Below are 21,606 nucleotides of genomic sequence, written 5' to 3' on the forward strand. Positions count from 1 at the left end.
ACGTGACCATGACCTTTGTTAAACACGGGCTGGCCCTCGCGGCCATCCTGGCCCTGGCCGGTTGCGCCACCGCCCCCGGCGAGTGCGACGCGACCAACCGCGATGCCAGCATGCTCACCAAGATGAACTGCGACTACTCCGGTGGCTACAGCGACCAGGTCAAGCAGAAGGAAGCGGCCCTGACCGCCTCGCGCGAAGAAAACGCGATGTTCCGCCAGGTCTACGACAACATCACGGCGCAGCAAGCCGCGACCCGGGCAGACCTGGTCGGCCAGCAACAGGCGCAGGCGCAGTTAAACCAGTCGCTGGGCCAACTGCTGAGCACGCTGAAAAAACGCCGCGCCAACCGCAGCGATGTGCAGCAGCAGATCGCCGGCCTTGAGCAGCAGCTCAAGGCCAACCAGGCGCAGGCGGCCACCCAGAACGCCACCCCGGCACAACTGCTGGCCAAGCAAGAACAGTTGAAGACCTTGCAGAAAAAGGTCAACCAGCTGCAGTTCAGCCTGGGCTACGAAGAGTAAGCCCGGCGTTTCACCCTTTGCAGGCATCGTGCGCGATGCCTGCCCTCTTTTTCAGGAATCGCTTTCATGCAACGGGTCATCAGGGATGTGCACGCCACCACGGACACTGCAGACGCACTGCAAGACACCGTCGCGCTGATCCAGAAACACCTGCCGCCGGTGGCCGCCAGCCTGTTTGCGATTCCCCGCACGGGCGCCGACGGCACACTGGAATGGTGGACGGGCCTGGGTGGCCAGCCGACGCCCTACGCCGACCTGGACAGCGACCGCCAACGCCGCCTGCTGCACACCTACGAGCAGCGCCAGAGCGCCCTCATCCACTTGGCCGACGAGTTGAAAAAGCGCGACCAGGCCGACGCCGCGCGCCGCTTGGAAACGCTGATCGGCGAGCCGATCCTGAGCGACCTCTACAGCCTCAATGGCGAGCCCTTGGTGATCCGCTGGAACACCCCGCGCCCGCCCAAGCCGCTGCCGCCGCCGGTCATTGCGCCTGCTGCGCTGGCCCCGGTAGCGGCGGCCGCAGGGGTGCCCCGGGCCTGGCGCTGGGCGGCGCTGCTGCTGGGCCTGTTGTTGCTGTTATTGCTGCTGTTGGCGCTGTGGTGGTGGCTGTGGCGCCCGGTGCCGGTGGTCGAGCCCATGGCACCGGCGGCGGTGGTTGAGCCGGCCGTGGTTGCCGAGCCGCCTGCGCCTGCGCCTGAACCCGTGGCAGAACCTGAGCCCGAGCCTGAGCCGGTGCCCGAACCTGAGCCTGCGCCACCGCCGCCGGTGGTCAAGGCGCCGCCGCCAACGCTGGACAACTACGCCTGCCGCAAAGGCGCGGCCAAAGTCGAGACGCCGCAGTTTGTGGTGGTGCTCGACACCTCGGGGTCGATGATGCTGAATATCAACGCGGTAAAGGCCGATGAGGACTGGTTCTTTGGCAGCCCCGCCAGCCGCTTCCTGGACGAAGACCGCGCGCAACGCATCTTCCAGCCGCCCACCCGCATGGACATCGCCAACGACTCCTTTGGCGGCATGCTCAAGGCCCTGGACCCCAAGATCGACACACGCCTGATCACCTTTGCCGGTTGCGGCAGCACCCCGGACCACGGTGTCTTCAAATTCGGCGACCGCCCACGCCTCATGGCGGGCCTGCGCGGCCTCACCCCCAACGACGGCACCCCGCTGGCCGCCAGCCTGGAAAAGGCTGCCAGCACCGTGGACGGGCGCACGCGTGACGCCATGATCGTGATGTTTATCGACGGCGAAGACGGCTGCGACCGCGACGCCTGCGCCGTCTCCCGCACAATCGCCAAGAACCAGCCACGGCTGCGGGTCAACGTCGTCAACATCGGCGCAGGCGGCGCCTCACGTTGCATCGCCGAAAACACCGGCGGGCGCACCTATGCCAGCAACAACGCGACCGAGCTGGCCAAGGCGATGAAACTGGCCACCCGAGAGGTGGCCAGCAACGCCGACTGCAAGTAAGCGAACGATCAGCGGAAGCGGTCGACTTCCTGGCGCAGTCCGGCGGCCAGGGTTTCCAGCTCTTTGGCGGTGATGGCCAGGTTCGACACCACTTCGCGCTGTTCGCTGTTGGCCAGGGCAATGCTTTGCAAGTTGCTGCTGAGCACGTTGGCAGTGCTGCTCTGTTCCTGGGTAGCGGTAGTAATGGCGGCAAATTGCTCGCCCGCCGAGCGGCTTTGCTCGTCGATGCGCGCCAGGGCCGAGGCCACGTCGGCGTTGCGCGACAGGCCTTCCTGCATCAGGGCGTTGCCCTGTTCCATGGTGTGGATGGCGTTGCCGGTTTCTTGCTGGATGCTCTGGATCATCGAAGAAATTTCGTCCGTGGCCTGACGGGTGCGCGACGCCAGGTTGCGCACTTCGTCGGCCACCACCGCAAAGCCGCGCCCTTGCTCGCCCGCCCGGGCCGCCTCGATCGCGGCGTTGAGGGCCAGCAGGTTGGTCTGCTCGGCAATCGAGGTGATGACCCCCACGATCCCGCCGATTTCCTGCGAGCGCTGGTCCAGGGTGTTGATCACCGCTGCCGTGCTGTTCAGGGCGCTGGCAATGTGTTCCAGCGAGGACGAGGCGTCTTGCATCGAGTTGCGACCGATCTGCGTCTGGCGCGCGTTGTCCTGGGCCAGGCGCTCGGTGCTGCCCATGTTGTCGGCGATGTTCAGCGAGGTGGCGCTGAACTCTTCCACCGCACCGGCCATGCTGGTGATTTCGCCGGACTGTTGCTCCATGCCTTCATACGCCCCGCCCGACAAACCAGACAACGCCTGGGCGCGGCTGTTGACGTCTTCGGCCGCCTTGCGGATGTGCGACACCATGGTCGACAGCGCCTCACCCATCTGGTTGAAACTGCGCGCCAGTTGGCCGATTTCATCGTGGCTGGACACGTTCAGGCGCGCGCTCAAATCGCCAGCGCCCAAGGATTCGGCCTGGCGTACCAGGTCACCCAGGGGCTGCAATTTGCTGCGCAGCAGCCACACCGCGGCGGCCACGGCCAGCAGCATCGCCAGCAGGCTGCCAACCACCAGGCGCGTGCCCACGGTCCAGGTCACGGCGCGAATCTCGGCTGTGGGCATGCTTGCCACCACCGACCACGGGCCGCCGTCGAACGGCACCGCCAGGCTGTAGACGTCCTGGTTGCCGTCGCTCCAGAAGCGGCCTTTACCCGGCGCTTTCGCCAGGTCCAGCATCACCGCGATCGCCGCATCCGGCGCCTGCACGCCGGCTGGCGGCACCAGCCAGTGCTTTTGCTCGTCGAGCAGCGCCAGCGAGCCGGTCTGGCCGATGCGAAAGCGCTTGAGGTTGTTGAACTGCGCGGCTTGCGCGTCGGTGTAGTCGAAGCCGATAAACAGCACGGCGATGACATTTCCGCTCGCATCGCGTACGGGGCTGTACTGGGTCATGTAGGAACGGTCGAACAACACCGCACGACCGATGTACGCCTGACCGGCGAGCACCCGCGCATACGCCGGGCCCTGGCGGTCGAGCACGGTGCCAATGGCGCGGTTGCCGTCCTGCTTGGTCAGGGAGGTGCTGACGCGGATAAAGTCATCGCCGCTGCGCACGAACACCGTGGCCACGCCGCCGGACATCTGCTTGAACTCGTCGACGTCGGCAAAGTTGTTGTTGAGCAACTCGGTGCCCAAATACAGGCTGGGGGTTTGCACACCGGCCACCGTCACCGGCTGGTCGGCGCGCACGCTCAGGCCTACGCCGAAGCGTTTTTCGAACAGCCCGCTCAAGCGCCGGGTACTCTCGCGCAGGGTGCTGTGAAAGGTGTTGAGCTGGTCGGCCAGCAAGCGGGCTTCGCTGGCCAGGTGTTCTTCGCGGATATCCAGGTTGGCGGCATCCAGCGTGCGCAGGGCAAACACGGTGCTGCCGCTGATGACCACGACCAGTATGAGGGCCAGGGCCAGGCCCAGTTGAGAGGCGATCCGAGCGCGAGGTTGAGACATGACAGCTCCTGGCCGAGGCCAGGATCATCCTGATCTCATAGCGCAGCTCGGCAAATTATCTAAAGGGGGCACGTTGAGCCGCTAAACGGGGGGGTTGTCGGCTCTGACACAATTACTTCGGCGGGCCGGGTCAATACTTGAGCGCTTCACCCGGATATCGCACACACGGCGGCCCGCAGGCTTAACCCAGCCGCTCGACCACGGGCAATTGCATGGCCTGCACCTCACCCTGCAGAAAGTCCGCCAGCCTGCGCAGGCGCTCACCGCCGGGCCGGGTTTTGGGCCACACCAGGTAGTAGTTCTCGCCACTGGCCACGGCGGTGGGCCAGGGCAGGCTCAAGCGCCCTTGGGCCACGTCTTCGGCCACCATCAACAGGTCGCCCATGGACACGCCGTAGCCCCGGGCCGCGGCGATCATGCCCAGCTCCAGTGTGTCGAACACCTGGCCGCCCTTGAGCGACACTTGCGGCGAAAGGCCCATGCGTTCGAGCCAGTAGCGCCAGTCGCGCCGGTCGGGCGTGGGGTGCAGCAGCTCGGCACTGGCCAGCCGGGCCGCGTCCCACGGGCCGTCGTCAAGCAGGTTGGGCGCGCCCACCGGGATGAGCAGTTCGGGGAACAGGTAGCTGGCCTCCCAGTCCGGCGGGAAGTGGCCGTGGCTCAGCAGCACGGCGCAGTCGAACGGCTCCTGGTTGAAGTCCACTTGGTCCACGCTCATCCAGGCGCTGGTCAGTTGCACTTCATTGCCCGGCTGCAAGTGGCGGAACCGGCTCAGCCGCGCCAGCAGCCAGCGCATGGTCAGGGTCGAGGGTGCCTTCATGCGCAAAATGTCGTCGTCGCGGCTCAAGGTCTGGCAGGCACGCTCCAGGGCCGCAAACGCCTCGCGCACGCCGGGCAGCAACAGGCGCGCGGCCTCGGTGAGTTGCAGGGTGCGGCCACTGCGCTGAAACAAACGACAGGCAAAATGCTCTTCCAGGGTACGAATGTGCCGGCTCACCGCGCTTTGGGTGATGGACAACTCTTCTGCCGCCCGGGTGAAGGAGTGATGCCGGGACGCGGCTTCAAACGCCCGCAAGGCGTAAAGCGGAGGAAGACGACGAGGCATAGGGAAAGCTCCGACAGCGCAGTGGGCAAACCCTAACAGAATCGGTCACGCATGAGTTTTAATCATGCGAATGATCGTATTTTTCCCTTTGTGCAAAGCGCCAAGAGCGCCGAGAATCGACCCTTCCCCCCTCCCGTGACTTTTTTGAGACTGATGATCATGCAGCATCCGGCGCGTACCGAACTCTGGGCCATTCTGCGGCTGTCAGGGCCGTTGATTGCCTCACAGTTGGCCCACATGCTGATGGTGCTGACTGACACCATCATGATGGCCCGCCTGAGCCCCGAAGCCCTGGCCGGTGGCACGCTGGGCGCGGCGAGCTACACGTTCGTGTCGATTTTCTGCATCGGCGTGATCGCTTCGGTGGGCACCCTGGTGTCCATTCGCCAGGGCGCCGGCGACATCGAAGGCGCCACCCGCCTGACCCAGGCTGGGCTCTGGCTGGCGTGGCTGCTGGCGCTGGTGGGCGGCCTGTTTCTGTGGAACCTCAAACCCTTGCTGCTGCTGTTCGGCCAGACCCCGTCCAACGTGGCGTTCGCCGTGCAATTTCTGTCGATCTTGCCGTTCGCGCTGCCGGGCTACCTGTCATTCATGGCCCTGCGCGGGTTCACCAGTGCCATCGGCAAGGCCACGCCGGTGGTGGTGATTGCCACGGGCGGCACGGTGCTCAACTACGTACTCAACGATGCGTTGATCAAAGGCGCGTTCGGCCTGCCCCAGCTGGGCCTGACCGGTATCGGGCTGGTCACGGCCATCGTCGCCACCGGCATGGCATTGAGCATGATGTGGTACATCCGCCAAAGCCGCGCCTATGACGCCTACCCGCTGCGCAAAGGCCTGGCGCGGCTGAACCTTCAGTACCTGCGTGAGCTGTGGCGGTTGGGCCTGCCGATTGGCGGCACTTATGCGGTGGAGCTCGGGCTGTTTTACTTTGCAGCGCTGTGTGTCGGCACCTTGGGCACCACAAAACTGGCGTCGCACCAGGTGGCGTTGCAGATTGTGTCGGTGGCGTTCATGGTGCCCGCGGGCCTGTCGTATGCCGTCACCATGCGCATCGGCCAGCACTACGGGGCCGGGCAACTGCTGTCGGCGCGCCTGGCCGGGCGGGTCGGCATCGGCTTTGGCGCCGCGATCATGCTTGTCTTTGCGCTGGCGCTGCTGCTGTTCTCTCGCCAGTTTGTGGGCCTGTTGATAGACGTCAACAACCCGGCCTTTGTCGACGTGGTCACCCTGGCGGTCAGCCTGCTGGCGGTCGCGGCGTGGTTTGAATTGTTCGACGGCGTGCAGACCATCGCCATGGGTTGCATCCGCGGCCTGCAGGACGCCAAGACCACGTTCCTGGTGGGGTTGGTCTGTTACTGGCTGATCGGGGCGCCAGCGGCATGGCTGATGGCATTCACCCTGGGGTGGGGCACGACCGGGGTGTGGTGGGGCCTGGCGTTGGGATTGGCGTGTGCGGCGGTGAGCCTGACGTGGGCGTTCGAGGCGAAGATGAAACGCATGATTGGCCGCCAGGCCCGCGCCGCCCAGCCTGTGGGCGGCCAGGCGGCGGAGTTAAATAACCTCACCCAATGAGGTGCGCTGGCCGGCGCCGAAGGTCAGGTACTCCACCAGCTCCGGCAACGGCAGCGGCTTGCTGATCAAGTAACCCTGGGCCTGGTCGCACCCGAACAGGCGCAACAGCGCCAGTTGCTCGGGGGTTTCCACGCCTTCGGCCACCACTTCCAGGTTGAGGTTGTGGGCCAGGTTGATCATGGCGTGCACCAGCTTGCGGTTTTCTTCGCGCTCTTCCATGCCGCCGACAAAGCTCTTGTCGATCTTGAGCAAGGCAATCGGCAGGCTGTTGAGGTGCACGAACGAGGAAAAGCCGGTGCCGAAGTCGTCCAGGGAAAACCGCACGCCCAGGCGGCCCAGGGCGTCCATGGTCTGCTGGACCAGGTCGCTGCGGCGCATCACGGCGGTTTCCGTCAGTTCAAATTCCAGCCACTGCGCTTCCACGCCGCGCTCGGCAATCAAGCGGCTCAGAGTGCTGAGCAACTGGCTGTCCTGGAACTGGCGGAACGACAAATTGACAGCCATGTGCAACGGCGCAATAGCGCGCTCGCGCAACGCTTGCATGTCCCGCAGCGCCCGGGAAATCACCCAGTAGCCCAACGGCACGATCAGCCCGCTCTGCTCGGCCAGCGGCACGAATTCGCTGGGCGGCAACAGGCCCCGCTCGGCGTGACGCCAGCGCACCAGGGCTTCCAGGCCCACGATATGCCCGCCGTTCAGGTCCAGGCGCGGCTGGTAGTGCAGCTCCAGTTCATCACGACGCAAGGCGCGGCGCAGTTCGCTTTCAAGGTCGGCAAGGCTGCGGGCGTTGCGGTTGATGCGCTCGTTGAAGATGTGAAAGGTGCAGCCCTGCGTGCTCTTGGCCTGCTGCATGGCGATGTGCGCGTGCCACATGAGCGGGTCGGCGCCCGCCTTGGCCCGGGCATGGGCCACGCCCAGGCTGCAACCGATCAGCAGGCTTTCGCCGTCGATCCAGTACGGTTCGGACAACGCCTCGACAATGCGCTCGGCCATCCATTCGGCGCGCTGCGGGGCGCGGCGGGTGTCGATCAGCAGGGCGAATTCGTCGCTGCCCAGGCGCGCCAGTTGGTCCCCGGCCTCCAGCTGGCTTTTGAGCCGCGAGACGACTTGCAGGATCAGCCGGTCGCCAGCCTGATGGCCGAGGGCGTCGTTGGCGTGGCGAAAGTTGTCGAGGTCCAGGTGGCCGAGGGCAATGCCACGGCCCTCGTTTTCGGCCAGGCGGGCGGTGAGCAGCGTCTGGAACCCCTGGCGGTTGGCAATGCCGGTGAGCGGGTCTTGTTCGGCCAGGCGTTGCAGGGTGTTTTCCAGCACGCCGCGCTCGCGCACATGGCGCAGGCAGCGGCGCAATGTATCCCAATCCAAGGCATCGAGGACCAGCCAGTCGCTGACGCCCAACGGGGCGGTGGCCGGTTCCTGGTCCAGCAGCAACACGGTGGACAGGCGGCAACGGCCGGGAACGGGCTGAAGACCGGGGGTGGTCAACAACACGGCGCTTTGATCATCGTTGAACAGGGTACTCACCGCGTCCCAGTCCGGCGCGCTGATCAGCACAGCCTTGTCGCCCATCGGCGCCAGGCACTCGCGCAATAACGCCGCCCAGGCTGGCGTCTCGGCCAACAGCAGCAAACGCAAGGGTTCGAAAGGCGTAGACAAGCTAGCTCCCTAGACTCTGCAAAAGGTCGTGGCGCCGGGCGGTGTGAGGCGCACCCGGAGAATGATAGGGGTTATCAATGGCATATTGTGCGGCCATGCACCGAACAATAGCTTTAAAAAAACCCGCACATCCTGCGGCAAAGTAACAAAACCGGCAAATTTAGATCGAGTGGTACGTCACACCGTCGTACGGAGGCGGCAGAATCTTGCCAGCCTGTTAAAATGCCCGCCCTTTTGAATAACGACTCCCGAATTTTCGTATGTCCCGACTCAATCCCCGGCAGCAAGAAGCCGTGAACTACGTCGGCGGCCCTCTATTGGTGCTCGCCGGTGCCGGCTCCGGCAAGACCAGTGTGATCACCCGCAAGATCGCGCACCTGATCCAGCACTGCGGCATCCGTGCCCAGTACATCGTCGCCATGACCTTTACCAACAAGGCGGCGCGGGAAATGAAAGAGCGCGTCGGCACCCTGCTGCGCGCCGGTGAAGGCCGTGGCCTCACGGTGTGCACCTTTCACAACCTGGGCCTGAACATCATCCGCAAGGAGCATGCGCGGCTGGGCTACAAGCCCGGTTTCTCGATCTTCGATGAAACCGACGTGAAAGCCCTGATGACCGACATCATGCAAAAGGAGTACGCGGGCGACGACGGCGTGGACGAGATCAAGAACATGATCGGCGCCTGGAAAAACGACCTGATCCTGCCCGCCCAGGCCCTGGAAAACGCGCGCAACCCCAAGGAGCAGACCGCCGCCATCGTCTACACCCACTACCAGCGCACGCTCAAGGCGTTTAACGCGGTGGACTTCGACGACCTGATCCTGCAGCCCGTGAAGCTGTTCGAGGAACACGCCGACGTGCTCGAAAAGTGGCAGAACAAGGTGCGCTACCTGCTGGTGGACGAATACCAGGACACCAACGCCAGCCAGTATTTGCTGGTGAAAATGCTCATCGGCAAGCGCAACCAGTTCACCGTGGTGGGCGACGACGACCAGTCGATCTACGCCTGGCGCGGCGCCCGCCCGGAAAACCTGATGCTGCTCAAGGACGACTACCCGTCGTTGAAAGTGGTGATGCTGGAGCAGAACTACCGCTCCACCAGCCGTATCCTGCGCTGCGCCAACGTGCTCATTTCCAACAACCCCCACGAGTTCGAAAAACAGCTGTGGAGCGAGATGGGCCATGGCGACGAGATCCGCGTGATCCGCTGTCGCAACGAAGACGCCGAAGCCGAGCGCGTGGCCATGGAAATCCTCAGCCTGCACTTGCGCACCGACCGGCCCTACAGCGACTTTGCGATCCTGTACCGCGGCAACTACCAGGCCAAGCTGATCGAGCTGAAATTGCAGCACCACCAGGTGCCGTATCGCCTGTCGGGCGGCAACAGCTTTTTCGGGCGCCAGGAAGTCAAGGACCTGATGGCCTACTTCCGCCTGATCGTGAACCCGGACGACGACAACGCCTTCTTGCGCGTGATCAACGTGCCGCGCCGGGAAATCGGCTCCACCACCCTGGAAAAGCTCGGCAACTACGCCACCGAACGCAAGATCTCGATGTACGCCGCCACCGACGAAATCGGCCTGGGCGAACACCTGGACAGCCGCTTCACCGACCGCCTGGCGCGTTTCAAGCGCTTTATGGACAAGGTGCGCGAGCAGTGCGCCGGTGAAGACCCAATCAGCGCCCTGCGCAGCATGGTCATGGACATCGACTATGAAAACTGGCTGCGCACCAACAGTTCCAGCGACAAGGCCGCCGATTACCGCATGAGCAACGTGTGGTTCTTGATCGAGGCCTTGAAGAACACCCTGGAAAAAGACGAAGACGGCGAAATGACCGTCGAGGATGCGATCGGCAAGCTGGTGCTGCGCGACATGCTCGAACGCCAGCAAGAGGAAGAAGACGGCGCCGAAGGCGTGCAGATGATGACCTTGCACGCGTCCAAGGGCCTGGAATTTCCCTACGTGTTCATCATGGGCATGGAAGAAGAAATCCTGCCGCACCGTTCCAGCATCGAAGCCGACACCATCGAGGAAGAACGGCGCCTGGCCTACGTGGGCATTACCCGCGCGCGTCAGACCCTGGCCTTCACCTTTGCCGCCAAGCGCAAGCAATACGGCGAGATCATCGATTGTGCCCCCAGCAGGTTCCTCGACGAACTGCCGCCGGACGACCTGGCCTGGGAAGGCAATGACGACACCCCGACCGAAGTGAAAGCCGTGCGCGGCAACACCGCTTTGGCCGATATACGCGCGATGTTAAAACGCTAGAATCGACGACTTTTTAATCTACTTTCGGCGCCAACGGCGCCATTTGAGGAAGCTTTCGTGGAAGCACTGCATAAGAAAATTCGCGAAGAAGGCATCGTGCTTTCCGATCAGGTACTCAAGGTCGACGCGTTTTTGAACCACCAGATCGACCCGGCCTTGATGAAGCTGATTGGCGACGAATTTGCCGCGCTGTTCAAGGATTCGGGCGTCACCAAGATCGTCACCATCGAAGCCTCGGGCATTGCACCGGCGATCATGACGGGCCTGAACCTGGGCGTGCCGGTGATTTTTGCACGCAAGCAGCAATCGCTGACCCTGACCGAAAACCTGTTGTCGGCCACCGTGTATTCCTTCACCAAGAAGGTCGAAAGCACCGTTGCGATTTCCCCGCGCCACCTGACCAGCAGCGACCGCGTGCTGGTGATCGATGACTTCCTGGCCAACGGCAAGGCTTCCCAGGCGCTGATTTCGATCATCAAGCAGGCGGGCGCGACCGTCGCGGGCCTGGGCATTGTGATCGAAAAATCGTTCCAGGGCGGCCGTGCGGAGCTGGACGCTCAAGGCTATCGCGTGGAATCGCTGGCCCGGGTCAAATCCCTGGCCGATGGCGTAGTGACCTTCATCGACTAATAGGCACGGGCGGGTTTGCGCCTTGCACAAATGCGATGGCTGCGAGGCCATCGCAAGCACGGGGCCGCGTCAGTGAGCGGTGGCCTGCAGGCCCGCGAGCAGCAGGCGCTGGTACAGGTCTTGTTTTAAACCGTCGGGCGTGTCCAGCCGCATCCGCTGCAGGTGCGCGGCAAACGCCTCAGGCTCAGGGGCATCGAGCGCCGCCTTGCCCAGTTCCAGTATCTCCGTGAGCTTGAATTTGCTCTTGAGCCAGTTCAACGCACGCAACAGATCCCGCTCTTCGTCACTGAAGTCACAGCCCAGCGGGTACTCCGGGAACAGCCGTGCATGCCGCGCCTGAATCGCCAGCAGCCGCTCGGGGGTGTTGTCGGTAAAGCGGGGGGCCAGCGCAAACCCCTCGGGCAGCTTGCCGGCCTTTTGCGCCGCCTTGATCAATTCGTCCTGAAAGCGCGAGTCGGTGATGTTCAGCAGCGCCTCGATCACCTTGGCATCGGTTTGCCCGCGCAGGTCGGCGATGCCGTATTCGGTGATGACGATGTCCCGCAGGTGGCGGGGGATGGTGCAGTGGCCGTACTCCCAGACGATATTGGAGCTGACCTCACCGCCCGACTCACGCCAGCTGCGCAGGATCAGAATCGAACGCGCGCCTTCCAGCGCATGGCCCTGGGCGACGAAGTTGTATTGCCCGCCCACGCCGCTGAGCACGCGGCCGTCTTCCAACTGATCGGCCACGCCTGCGCCGAGCAGGGTCACGGTAAAGGTGCTGTTGATAAACCGCGCATCCCGGCGTTGCAGGCGCTTGAGCGGTTCCTGGCCGTACAGCTCGTTGATGTAGCTGATGCGGGTCATGTTGAATTCCCGCCGTTTGCTGTGGGGCAAGTCCTGAAGGCGCTGGTAAAAACTGCGCGGGCCCAGGAAGAAGCCGCCGTGGATCGAGATCCCGTCCGGCTGCGCGGCCTCATCCAGGGTGCCCGCATTGGCCTGTTCCTGCGTGGCCACGTCCGGGTAGACCTTGCGCCGGATAATCCCCGCGTCGGCCAGCACCAGCAGGCCGTTGACGAACATTTCGCTGCAGCCATACAGGCCTTGGGCAAACGACGCGACCCCGCCTTCATGGCTGATCAGCGGCGCCCATTGGTACACGTCCAGATCGGTGAGCAGCAGGCGATACGCTTCGTTGTCGGCCTGGCGCGCCAGCAGGGCGGCGGTGAGCGCGTCACCCATGGAGCCGATGCCGATCTGCAAGGTGCCGCCGTCACGCACCAGGGTGCTGGCGTGCAACCCAATGAAATGGTCCTGGAACCCCACCGGCATGTTGGGTGTGGAAAACAGCGTGGTGCTGTCCTTGGCGTCGATCAGCAGGTCGAAGGCGTCCATGCCCAGCTCGGCGTCGCCGGGCATGTAGGGCAAGTCGTTGTGGACCTGGCCCACGACCAGGATCGTTTCCCCCGCCTCGCGGCGCTTGGCGATCATGGGCAGCAGGTCCAGGGTGATGTCGGGGTTGCAGCTCAGGCTCAGGCGGTCGGGGTGTTCGCTGCTGCTGGCCACCAATTGCGCCACCAGGTTCAGGCCTGCCGCGTTGATGTCACGGGCGGCGTGGCTGTAATTGCTGCTCACGTAATCGTGCTGGGCGGGCGCACTGTGCAGCAGGCTGCCGGGCTGCATGAAAAACTGCTGCACGCGGATATTGGCGGGCAGGCTGTCTTTGTGCAGGTCGGCCAGACAGTCGAGCTCTGGGTAATCCCCAAAAACCCGCGCAATGAACGGTTCGAGAAAGCGCTTCTGCAAGCCATCGCCCAACGGGGGCCGGCCCAGGGTCAGCGCCGTGTAAATCGTCAGCGCCCGGTCTGGCAGCTTGGCGATGCGCCGGTACAGCGCGTTGACGAACAGGTTGGGCTTGCCCAGGCCCAGCGGCAGGCCCATGTGAATATGCGCTGGCAGCCGTGCCAGTATGTCGTCGACCGCTTGCTCGATTGAACACAACTGCACCATCCGACTTCTCCCGAACGTTCCATGAATGGGGGTTGGACCGAGCTTGCCGGGTGTTTGCTGCAAAGAACAGCCCGCAATGAAAAACCCCAGGTACAAAAAAGCCGCTGGGCAGCGGCTTTTGGGCAGAGGTCGGTTTACTTGAGGCCCGACATCTTCTCGATCGCACCCTTGAGCTCGTCATCCGAGCAATCGGCGCAGGTGCCTTTGGGCGGCATGGCGTTCAGGCCGGTGATGGCCTTGGCCAGCAGGCCGTCGAGGCCGCCCTGGTGGTCGGCGCGGTCTTTCCAGGCGGCGGTGTCGCCGATTTTCGGCGCGCCCAGCAGGCCGGTGCCGTGGCAGGCGTTGCAGTGTTTGGCGATGATGTCGTCCGGCGTTTTAGCGCCGCCGCCACCTGCGGCCACGGCCACGTCCATGCCCTTGCATTCTTGCCCTTGAACGCAGACCTGGCCCACAGGCTCCAGGCGCTTGGCGATGTCGTCGTTGGTCGCCGCTTGAGCGCTCACGGCCCACAGGGCCAGTACGGTTGCTGGTGCAGCCAGCATTTTCATAATTAGGTTCACGCGTTCACCCTCAATGGTGGCTATTCACGCTTGCGGCCACGGTTTCGCAAGCGGCGAAAGTATAGCGGGTAGCCCGCCGCGCTGAAACAACCCTATTAACCAAAGGGGCATTCACCACGGCGTTTCCTTCATCGGGTTCCTCTGCCGGGCAGGCAGGGCGCCTCTGTTCTTAAAAGTTCGCGGGTGTGGCTGCGCTGATCAGTCGCGCCGGCACGTCGAACGGGTTGCGAAAACGATGGGGCTTGGTGCTTTCAAAGTAGTAGCTATCGCCCGCTTCGAGCACAAAAGTTTCAAGCCCTACCACCAGTTCCAGGCGCCCTTCCACCAGAATCCCGGTTTCTTCGCCCTCGTGGGTGAGCATCTCTTCGCCCGTGTCGGCGCCCGGTGGGTAGATCTCGTTGAGAAACGCGATGGCCCGGCTGGGGTGCGCCCGACCCACCAGTTTCATGGTGACGGCGCCGTCGGAGATGTCGATCAGCTCATTGGCTTTATAGACGATCTGGGTCGGTTTTTCCTGGAGGATCTCCTCGGAAAAGAACTCGACCATGGACATGGGAATGCCGCCCAGCACCTTGCGCAAGGAGCTGATCGAGGGGCTGACACTGTTTTTTTCGATCATCGAAATGGTGCTGTTGGTGACGCCCGCGCGCTTGGCAAGCTCACGCTGGGAAAGACCTTTCAGTTTACGGATGGATTGCAGTCGTTCGCCGACGTCCAATGCGGGAGCCTCCCAGGATTCAGGTCGTGATGAAATTGAGCGTTATCATGGCGACAGCGTTCAGTATTTACAACACTTGGACCTAAATCACGGACGGCGCCATTCGTGCGTAGTGGCTAAAAGCCGGAATAGAGCCTTGGCACCCGGCGCAAATTGCAGAAGAGCTGGTAGGGAATGGTGTCGGCCGCCGCGGCCACGTCGCTGGCCAGGATGTGTTTGCCCCACAACTCGACCGTGGCGCCCAGCCCGGCCTGCGGGATATCGGTGAGGTCGACGCACAGCATGTCCATCGACACACGCCCCAACAGTTGGCTGCGCTGGCCCGCCACCTGCACCGGCGTGCCGGTGGGCGCGTGGCGCGGGTAGCCGTCGGCGTAGCCCATGGCGACCACGCCGATGCGCATCGGCTTGGGCGTGACGAATTTGGCGCCATACCCCACCGGCTCGCCCGCGGGCAGTTCGCGCACGCAGATGATTTTGGACTCCAGGGTCATCACCGGCTGCAAACGGTCGGCCACGGCCTGGTCTTCGCCAAACGGGGTCGAGCCGTAGAGCATGATGCCCGGGCGCACCCAGTCGCTGGCAACGTTCGGCCAGCCCATCACCGACGGCGAATTACGCAAGCTGACCTCGGCCGAGAGGCCCTGGCGCGCCGCTTCAAACACCGCCACTTGTTCGTCACTGCGCACGCAGTCCAGCTCGTCGGCGCGAGCGAAATGGCTCATCAGGACGATCTTGGCCACCTTGCCGCTGGCCAGCAGGCGCTGGTAGGCCGCGTGGTAATCCTTGGGGTGCAGGCCAACCCGGTGCATGCCCGAATCCAGCTTGAGCCAGACGGTCAGCGGCTTGCTCAGCCGGGCGTGTTCGATGGCATCGAGCTGCCACAGCGAATGCACCACGCACCACAGGTCATGCTCGATGATCAGCGGCAATTCGTCGGCTTCAAAAAAACCTTCCAGCAGCAACACCGGCCCACGGATCCCGGCGGCGCGCAGCTCCAGCGCTTCCTCGATGCAGGCCACGGCAAAACCATCGGCCTGGGCCTGCAACGCCTCGGCCACGCGCACGGCGCCATGGCCGTAGGCGTCGGCCTTGATCACCGCGAGGGCACGGGCCCCCGTGACGTCACGGGCCAGTTGGTAGTTATGGCGCAGGGCCTGGAGGTCGATCAGGGCACGGGCAGGACGCATGGCAGCAGGCTTCTAGGCAGCATGGAGAAGAAAAACCGCTGCCGACGAACACCGTCGGCAGCGGGAGAGGAGAGGTTTAAGGCAGCGCGGCCACCACCGACAGCTCGACCAGGATCTGCGGCTCGCAGAGCTTGGCCTCGACGGTGGCACGGGCCGGGGCTACGCCTTTTGGCAGCCACTTGTCCCACACCGCGTTCATGCCGGCAAAGTGCGCGTCGATGTCTTTGAGGTAGATGGTCACCGACAGCAATTTGCTCTTGTCGGTGCCCGCCAGGTCCAGCAAACGCTCGATGTTGGCGAGGGTTTCGCGGGTTTGCTGCTCAATTCCGGCACTCATGTCGTCGCCGACTTGCCCCGCCAGGTACACGGTGGCGTTGTGAACAACGATCTGGCTCATGCGCTCATGAGTGAGCTGGCGCTGAATGGACATGTTTCGCAGACTCCTGGTGGTTGCCATAACGGGAAATATCGAGGCCTTCGGCGCTGATCTGCGGTTTTTTCTTGGCCATCAGGTCGGCGAGGAAACGACCGGAACCACAGGCCATGGTCCATCCGAGGGTGCCGTGGCCGGTGTTCAGGAACAGGTTTTTGTAGGACGTGGCGCCGACAATCGGCGTGCCGTCCGGGGTCGCCGGGCGCAGGCCGGTCCAGAAACTGGCCTGGCTCAAATCGCCGCCCTGAGGATAAAGGTCGTTGACGACCATCTCCAGGGTTTCGCGCCGTGGTTGTTTGAGCGACAGGTCAAAACCGGATATTTCAGCCATGCCGCCCACCCGGATACGGTTGTCGAACCGGGTGATCGCGATCTTGTAGGTTTCGTCGAGAATGGTCGACGTCGGCGCCATCGCCCCGTTGGTGATCGGGATGGTCATCGAGTAGCCCTTGAGCGGGTACACCGGCGCCTTGATCCCCAACGGCTTGAGCATTTGCGGCGAGTAACTGCCCAGGGCCAGCACGTAGCGGTCGGCGGTTTCCAGCTGGCCGTCGATCCACACACCGTTGATACGGTCACCGGCATGGTCCAGGCGCTGGATGTTTTGCTCGAAGCGAAACTCCACGCCCAGCGCCTTGCACATCTCGGCCAGGCGGGTGGTGAACATCTGGCAGTCGCCGGTCTGGTCGTTGGGCAAGCGCAGGGCACCGGCGAGGATGTCGGTGACGCTGGCCAGCGCGGGCTCGACGCGGGCGATGCCAGCGCGGTCGAGCACTTCAAACGGCACGCCGGTTTCCTTGAGCACGGCGATGTCTTTGGCCGCGCCGTCCAGTTGGGCCTGGGTGCGGAACAGCTGCGTAGTACCCAGGCTTCGGCCTTCGTAGGCAATACCGGTTTCGGCCCGCAGCTCGTCCATGCAGTCGCGGCTGTACTCGGACAAGCGCACCATGCGCTCCTTGTTCACCGCATAACGGCTGGCCGTGCAGTTGCGCAGCATCTGCGCCATCCACAGGTATTGATCAATATCGGCAGTGGCCTTGATGGCCAGCGGAGCGTGGCGTTCCATCAGCCATTTGACCGCCTTGAACGGCACGCCCGGCGCAGCCCAGGGCGAGGCATAGCCCGGCGAGATCTGCCCGGCGTTGGCAAAACTGGTCTCCATGGCCACGGCCGGTTGGCGGTCCACCACCACCACTTCAAAGCCGGCCCGTGCCAAATAGTAGGCACTCGTCACGCCAATGACGCCGCTACCCAAGACCAGAACGCGCATTTTTATATCCTCATTGCCGCAAGGGCCGCTGACGTTTGTTGTTCAGAGCAAAGTTGTGGGCAGTATAAAAAGCAATTGCCAGTGCATTTCACTATATAAGTGCCTATATTTGGCGACAATTCTCGGCAAAAAGCCTTTTTACGGAGGAGCATCCCCTATGCGCACCAACACCCAGACCAAACGGGAACTGGACAAGATAGACCGCAACATTTTGCGCATATTGCAAACCGACGGAAGAATCTCGTTTACCGAACTGGGCGAAAAGGTCGGCCTGTCGACCACGCCCTGCACCGAGCGGGTCCGGCGCCTGGAGCGCGAAGGCATCATCATGGGTTACAACGCCCGCCTCAACCCGCAACACCTCAAGGGCAGCCTGCTGGTGTTTGTCGAGATCAGCCTGGACTACAAGTCTGGCGACACCTTTGAAGAATTCCGACGCGCCGTGCTGAAACTGCCGCATGTGCTGGAGTGCCACCTGGTGTCGGGCGACTTCGATTACCTGGTCAAGGCGCGCATTTCCGAAATGGCCTCATACCGCAAGTTGCTGGGCGACATCCTGCTCAAACTGCCCCATGTGCGCGAGTCCAAGAGCTACATCGTGATGGAAGAAGTGAAGGAAAGCCTGAACCTGCCGATCCCGGACTGAGGCCTGTCAGACCAGGACCTGGCGGGTTGAGGCCATGTACGCGTGAATCTGCTTTTCTACCCGCGGATGGATCAACTCAACCGGGCGCCGATCGTTGGGGCACGGCAGGCTGGGCGTGGTGCCGAACAGCCTGCAAATCAGCGGCCGCTCGTCATACACCGTGCAGCCGTGGGGCCCCAGGCGCACACAGTTCAGCGCCTCCAGGGCGGCCGCTTGCTCGGCAGCGGTCTTGCGCGGCAGGCGCGACATTTCCTCGGTCGAGGTGGTCACAGGCCCACAACAGTCATGGCAGCCCGGCACACAGTCGAACGACGGAATCTGCCGACGCAGGGTGCTGATTTTTTCCCGGTTACAACTCATCAAAACAGATTCCATGGGGCGAACAGCGGCGGATTTTGCCGCAAAACGCCGCGCCGAGACAGCTTCGCCCGCGCGCTGTATCCTGCGTCAAATTTTCCAAACAGGGATGCTCCCCATGACCGCCAGCGCCCGGCACACTGATTCCTACTACGCCGCCAGCAGCGTCCCACAGCCCGATTACAAGGTGCTTACAGGCGAACAGGTGGCGGATGTGTGCGTGGTCGGCGGCGGCTTTTCCGGGTTGAACACCGCGCTGGAATTGGCCGAACGCGGGTTTCGCGTGGTGCTGGTGGAGGCCCGCAAGATCGGGTGGGGCGCCAGCGGGCGCAACGGCGGCCAGCTGATACGCGGCGTCGGTCATGGCCTCGACCAGTTCACCCCGGTGATCGGCGCCGACGGCGTGCGCCAGATGAAACAGATGGGCCTGGAAGCGGTAGAGATCGTGCGCCAGCGCATCGAGCGCTCGCAGATCGCCTGCGACCTGACCTGGGGCTACTGCGACCTGGCCAACAAAGCCCGCGACCTGGACCACCTCGCCGCCGATGCCGACGAACTGCGCAGCCTGGGCTATCGCCACGAAGTGCGCCTGTTGCAGGCCGCCGACATGCCCAGCGTGATCGGTTCCAACCGCTATGTCGGCGGCATGATCGACATGGGCTCGGGCCACCTGCACCCGCTCAACCTGGCCCTGGGTGAAGCCGCCGCCGCGCAACAGCTGGGGGTCCAGTTGTTTGAGCAGTCCGCCGTCACGCGCATCGACTACGGCCCCGAGGTCAAGGTACACACCGCACAGGGCTGCGTGCGCGCCAAGACCCTGGTGCTGGCCTGCAATGCCTACATAAACGGCCTCAACCCGCAGTTGAGCGGGAAAATCCTGCCCGCCGGTAGTTACATCATCGCCACCGAGCCGTTGAGCCCGGCCCAGGCCCATGACCTGCTGCCGCAAAACATGGCCGTGTGCGACCAGCGCGTCACCGTGGACTACTTCCGCCTCTCTGCCGACCGGCGCTTGCTGTTTGGCGGCGCCTGCCATTACTCCGGTCGCGACCCCAAGGACATCGGCGCCTACATGCGCCCCAAGATGCTGCAGGTATTCCCGCAACTGGCCGACGTGAAGATCGACTACCAGTGGGGCGGCATGATCGGCATCGGCGCCAACCGCTTGCCGCAGATCGGCCGCCTGGCCGACCAACCCAACGTCTATTACGCCCAGGCCTACGCGGGCCACGGGCTCAACGCCACGCACCTGGCCGGCAAACTGCTGGGCGAAGCCATCAGCGGTGAACAAAGCGGGCGCTTCGACCTGTTCGCCAAGGTGCCGCACATCACCTTTCCTGGCGGCAAACATTTGCGCTCGCCACTGCTGGCACTGGGGATGCTCTGGCACCGGTTGAAAGAGCTGGCCTGACTCAGCCGCGCCAGAACGGCTTCATGCCTTCACGCAGCGCCTGCTCGGCACTCAGGCCGATGTCGCGCAATTGCTCGGGGGTCATGTCCAGCAGGGCCTTGCGCGTATGGCGACGCAGCCAGAACAGCCTCCAGCGGCTGAGTCCGCACAGCGCATAACGCCCCCTGCCCGGCTCTGCCGTCCGTTCCTGATGGCGTAACCCCCGCCGCACATCGCTCAAACCGTTCATTTTTCTGCCCCTCATTTGCCTGTTGCCATGAGGGTCTAGAATGGTCTGTTGAGCCAAACCATGACAGATTCAACCTTTGTGTATTAAAAGCATACAGACACTGCCCGCTCGCCACTGAATCCTGTATTTTCGCCCGTTCTGTACTGGTAAACCCGGAGCCTGCGCCATGAACCTGTACGTTAACCTCGCCCAATTGCTGGGCGCTCGCATCGAACAAGGCTTTTATCACCCCGGCGACCGGCTGCCGTCAGTACGCGCCTTGAGCGTGGAACACGGGGTGAGCTTGAGCACCGTGCAGCAGGCCTATCGCGTGCTGGAAGACAACGGGCTGGCGATGCCGAAACCGAAGTCCGGGTATTTTGTGCCCGTGAGCCGTGAGTTACCGGCCCTGCCCGCGGTAGGGCGCCCGGCCCAGCGCCCGGTGGAAATTTCCCAGTGGGACCAGGTGCTCGACCTGATTCGCACCGTGCCCAACAAAAACACCCTACAGCTGGGCCGAGGCATGCCGGATGTATTGTCGCCCACCCTGGCGCCCCTGTTGCGCAGCCTGGCCCGGGTAAGTCGGCGCCAGGACCTGCCCGGCCTGTATTACGACACCATCCTTGGCAATGAAGCATTACGCGAACAGATTGCCCGCCTGATGCTCGATTCCGGTTGCCGGTTGACCTCCCAGGAGCTGGTGATCACCACGGGCTGCCATGAGGCGCTGTCGGCCAGCGTGCATGCCATTTGCGAGCCGGGCGATATTGTCGCCGTCGATTCGCCAAGCTTTCACGGCGCCATGCAGACCCTCAAGGGTCTGGGCATGAAAGCCCTGGAAATCCCAACCGACCCCCTCACCGGCATCAGCCTGGAAGCCCTGGAACTGGCCCTGGAACAGTGGCCGATCAAGGTCATCCAGCTGACCCCCAACTGCAATAACCCGCTGGGCTACATCATGCCGGAGTCGCGCAAACGCGCCCTGCTGACCCTGGCCCAGCGGTTTGACGTGGCGATCATCGAAGACGATGTGTACGGCGAATTGGCCTACAGCTACCCGCGCCCCCGCACGATCAAATCCTTCGATGACGACGGACGCGTCCTGCTCTGCAGCTCCTTCTCAAAAACCCTGGCGCCCGGCCTGCGCATCGGCTGGGTAGCGCCGGGGCGTTATCTGGAACGGGTGCTGCACATGAAATACATCAGCACCGGCGCCACCGCGACCCAGCCGCAGATCGCCATCGCCGAGTTTTTAGAAAATGGCCACTTCGAGCCTCATGTGCGGCGCATGCGCAGCCAATACCAACGCAATCGCGACGTGATGATCGATTGGATCACCCGCTATTTCCCGGCGGGCACCCGCGCCAGCCGTCCCCAAGGCAGCTTTATGCTGTGGGTGGAATTGCCGGAGGGGTTCGACACCCTGAAGCTCAACCGGGTGCTGGTCGAGGAAGGTGTACAGATTGCTGTGGGAAGCATCTTTTCTGCGTCCGGCAAGTACAGGAACTGCCTGCGCATGAACTACGCTGCCAAGCCAACGCCACAGATCGAAGAGGCGGTGCGCAAAGTCGGCGCCGCCGCCATCCGTTTGCTGGCCCACGCCATGGACTGACCTTTT

At 63.4% G+C, this 21,606-nt stretch carries 19 protein-coding genes; 8 read left to right on the forward strand and 11 right to left on the reverse strand.

Annotated features, from left to right (window positions below):
• The first annotated feature begins 8 nt into the window (after window positions 1–8).
• The gene (locus ACW9H9_RS08480; RefSeq protein WP_457342706.1) at window positions 9–521 is read left to right on the forward strand and encodes a hypothetical protein; all 513 of its coding nucleotides are present in this window, start codon (window positions 9–11) and stop codon (window positions 519–521) included.
• 66 nt (window positions 522–587) lie between these two features.
• Window positions 588–1,988: a hypothetical protein gene (locus tag ACW9H9_RS08485; RefSeq protein WP_457342707.1), complete on the forward strand. Its 1,401-nt coding sequence runs from the start codon at window positions 588–590 to the stop codon at window positions 1,986–1,988.
• Between the two features lie 8 nt (window positions 1,989–1,996).
• Here ACW9H9_RS08485 and ACW9H9_RS08490 read toward each other — a convergent pair whose 3' ends face one another.
• Window positions 1,997–3,973 (reverse strand): methyl-accepting chemotaxis protein, encoded by a 1,977-nt coding sequence (locus tag ACW9H9_RS08490; RefSeq protein WP_457342708.1) that lies wholly within the window; start codon window positions 3,971–3,973, stop codon window positions 1,997–1,999.
• A gap of 181 nt (window positions 3,974–4,154) precedes the next feature.
• Window positions 4,155–5,075, reverse strand: coding sequence for a LysR substrate-binding domain-containing protein (locus ACW9H9_RS08495; protein WP_457342709.1), 921 nt, complete (start codon window positions 5,073–5,075; stop codon window positions 4,155–4,157).
• A gap of 153 nt (window positions 5,076–5,228) precedes the next feature.
• Here ACW9H9_RS08495 and ACW9H9_RS08500 point away from each other — a divergent pair, with 153 nt between their 5' ends.
• Complete coding sequence (locus ACW9H9_RS08500; RefSeq protein WP_457342710.1) at window positions 5,229–6,650, forward strand: NorM family multidrug efflux MATE transporter; 1,422 nt, start codon at window positions 5,229–5,231, stop codon at window positions 6,648–6,650.
• Here the strand turns inward: ACW9H9_RS08500 and ACW9H9_RS08505 are convergent.
• Window positions 6,630–8,303, reverse strand: coding sequence for a putative bifunctional diguanylate cyclase/phosphodiesterase (locus ACW9H9_RS08505; protein WP_457342711.1), 1,674 nt, complete (start codon window positions 8,301–8,303; stop codon window positions 6,630–6,632). The genes ACW9H9_RS08500 and ACW9H9_RS08505 overlap by 21 nt on opposite strands.
• Window positions 8,304–8,563: 260 nt before the next feature.
• Here ACW9H9_RS08505 and rep point away from each other — a divergent pair, with 260 nt between their 5' ends.
• Window positions 8,564–10,573 (forward strand): DNA helicase Rep, encoded by a 2,010-nt coding sequence (gene rep / locus ACW9H9_RS08510; RefSeq protein WP_457342712.1) that lies wholly within the window; start codon window positions 8,564–8,566, stop codon window positions 10,571–10,573.
• Between the two features lie 57 nt (window positions 10,574–10,630).
• Window positions 10,631–11,203: a xanthine phosphoribosyltransferase gene (locus ACW9H9_RS08515; protein ID WP_457342713.1), complete on the forward strand. Its 573-nt coding sequence runs from the start codon at window positions 10,631–10,633 to the stop codon at window positions 11,201–11,203.
• A 69-nt stretch (window positions 11,204–11,272) separates the two neighbouring features.
• On the opposite strand, the gene ACW9H9_RS08520 is transcribed toward ACW9H9_RS08515, so the two are convergent.
• The 6 genes from ACW9H9_RS08520 to dadA form a co-directional block, all read right to left on the reverse strand.
• Window positions 11,273–13,195: an acetyl-CoA hydrolase/transferase C-terminal domain-containing protein gene (locus tag ACW9H9_RS08520; protein ID WP_457342714.1), complete on the reverse strand. Its 1,923-nt coding sequence runs from the start codon at window positions 13,193–13,195 to the stop codon at window positions 11,273–11,275.
• Between the two features lie 134 nt (window positions 13,196–13,329).
• Complete coding sequence (locus ACW9H9_RS08525) at window positions 13,330–13,743, reverse strand: c-type cytochrome (protein WP_457342792.1); 414 nt, start codon at window positions 13,741–13,743, stop codon at window positions 13,330–13,332.
• Between the two features lie 181 nt (window positions 13,744–13,924).
• Window positions 13,925–14,473: a cupin domain-containing protein gene (locus ACW9H9_RS08530; protein WP_017135864.1), complete on the reverse strand. Its 549-nt coding sequence runs from the start codon at window positions 14,471–14,473 to the stop codon at window positions 13,925–13,927.
• A 116-nt stretch (window positions 14,474–14,589) separates the two neighbouring features.
• Window positions 14,590–15,663, reverse strand: a complete 1,074-nt coding sequence (gene alr, locus ACW9H9_RS08535; protein WP_457342715.1) for an alanine racemase — start codon at window positions 15,661–15,663, stop codon at window positions 14,590–14,592.
• A gap of 76 nt (window positions 15,664–15,739) precedes the next feature.
• Window positions 15,740–16,093, reverse strand: coding sequence for a RidA family protein (locus ACW9H9_RS08540; RefSeq protein WP_457342716.1), 354 nt, complete (start codon window positions 16,091–16,093; stop codon window positions 15,740–15,742).
• The gene (dadA, locus tag ACW9H9_RS08545; RefSeq protein ID WP_457342717.1) at window positions 16,065–17,366 is read right to left on the reverse strand and encodes a D-amino acid dehydrogenase; all 1,302 of its coding nucleotides are present in this window, start codon (window positions 17,364–17,366) and stop codon (window positions 16,065–16,067) included. Before dadA ends, ACW9H9_RS08540 begins: the two co-directional genes overlap by 29 nt.
• A 157-nt stretch (window positions 17,367–17,523) precedes the next feature.
• On the opposite strand from dadA, the gene ACW9H9_RS08550 reads away from it, so the two are divergent.
• Entirely contained in the window at window positions 17,524–18,012 is a 489-nt protein-coding gene (locus tag ACW9H9_RS08550; protein ID WP_003176896.1) for an Lrp/AsnC ligand binding domain-containing protein, read from the forward strand.
• A 6-nt stretch (window positions 18,013–18,018) separates the two neighbouring features.
• Here ACW9H9_RS08550 and ACW9H9_RS08555 read toward each other — a convergent pair whose 3' ends face one another.
• A complete protein-coding gene (locus tag ACW9H9_RS08555) occupies window positions 18,019–18,372 on the reverse strand; it encodes a YkgJ family cysteine cluster protein (RefSeq protein ID WP_457342718.1) in 354 nt (117 codons plus the stop codon).
• 115 nt (window positions 18,373–18,487) lie between these two features.
• Here ACW9H9_RS08555 and ACW9H9_RS08560 point away from each other — a divergent pair, with 115 nt between their 5' ends.
• Window positions 18,488–19,780 carry an NAD(P)/FAD-dependent oxidoreductase gene (locus tag ACW9H9_RS08560; protein WP_457342719.1) on the forward strand — a complete coding sequence of 431 codons (1,293 nt, stop codon included), beginning with the start codon at window positions 18,488–18,490 and terminating at the stop codon, window positions 19,778–19,780.
• A gap of 1 nt (window position 19,781) precedes the next feature.
• On the opposite strand, the gene ACW9H9_RS08565 is transcribed toward ACW9H9_RS08560, so the two are convergent.
• Complete coding sequence (locus ACW9H9_RS08565) at window positions 19,782–20,009, reverse strand: DUF1127 domain-containing protein (RefSeq protein WP_457342720.1); 228 nt, start codon at window positions 20,007–20,009, stop codon at window positions 19,782–19,784.
• Between the two features lie 166 nt (window positions 20,010–20,175).
• Here ACW9H9_RS08565 and ACW9H9_RS08570 point away from each other — a divergent pair, with 166 nt between their 5' ends.
• On the forward strand, window positions 20,176–21,600 hold the full coding sequence (locus tag ACW9H9_RS08570; RefSeq protein ID WP_457342721.1) for an aminotransferase-like domain-containing protein: 1,425 nt from the start codon (window positions 20,176–20,178) through the stop codon (window positions 21,598–21,600).
• Window positions 21,601–21,606: the final 6 nt, after the last annotated feature.

Source organism: Pseudomonas sp. SDO5215_S409 (assembly GCF_054071325.1).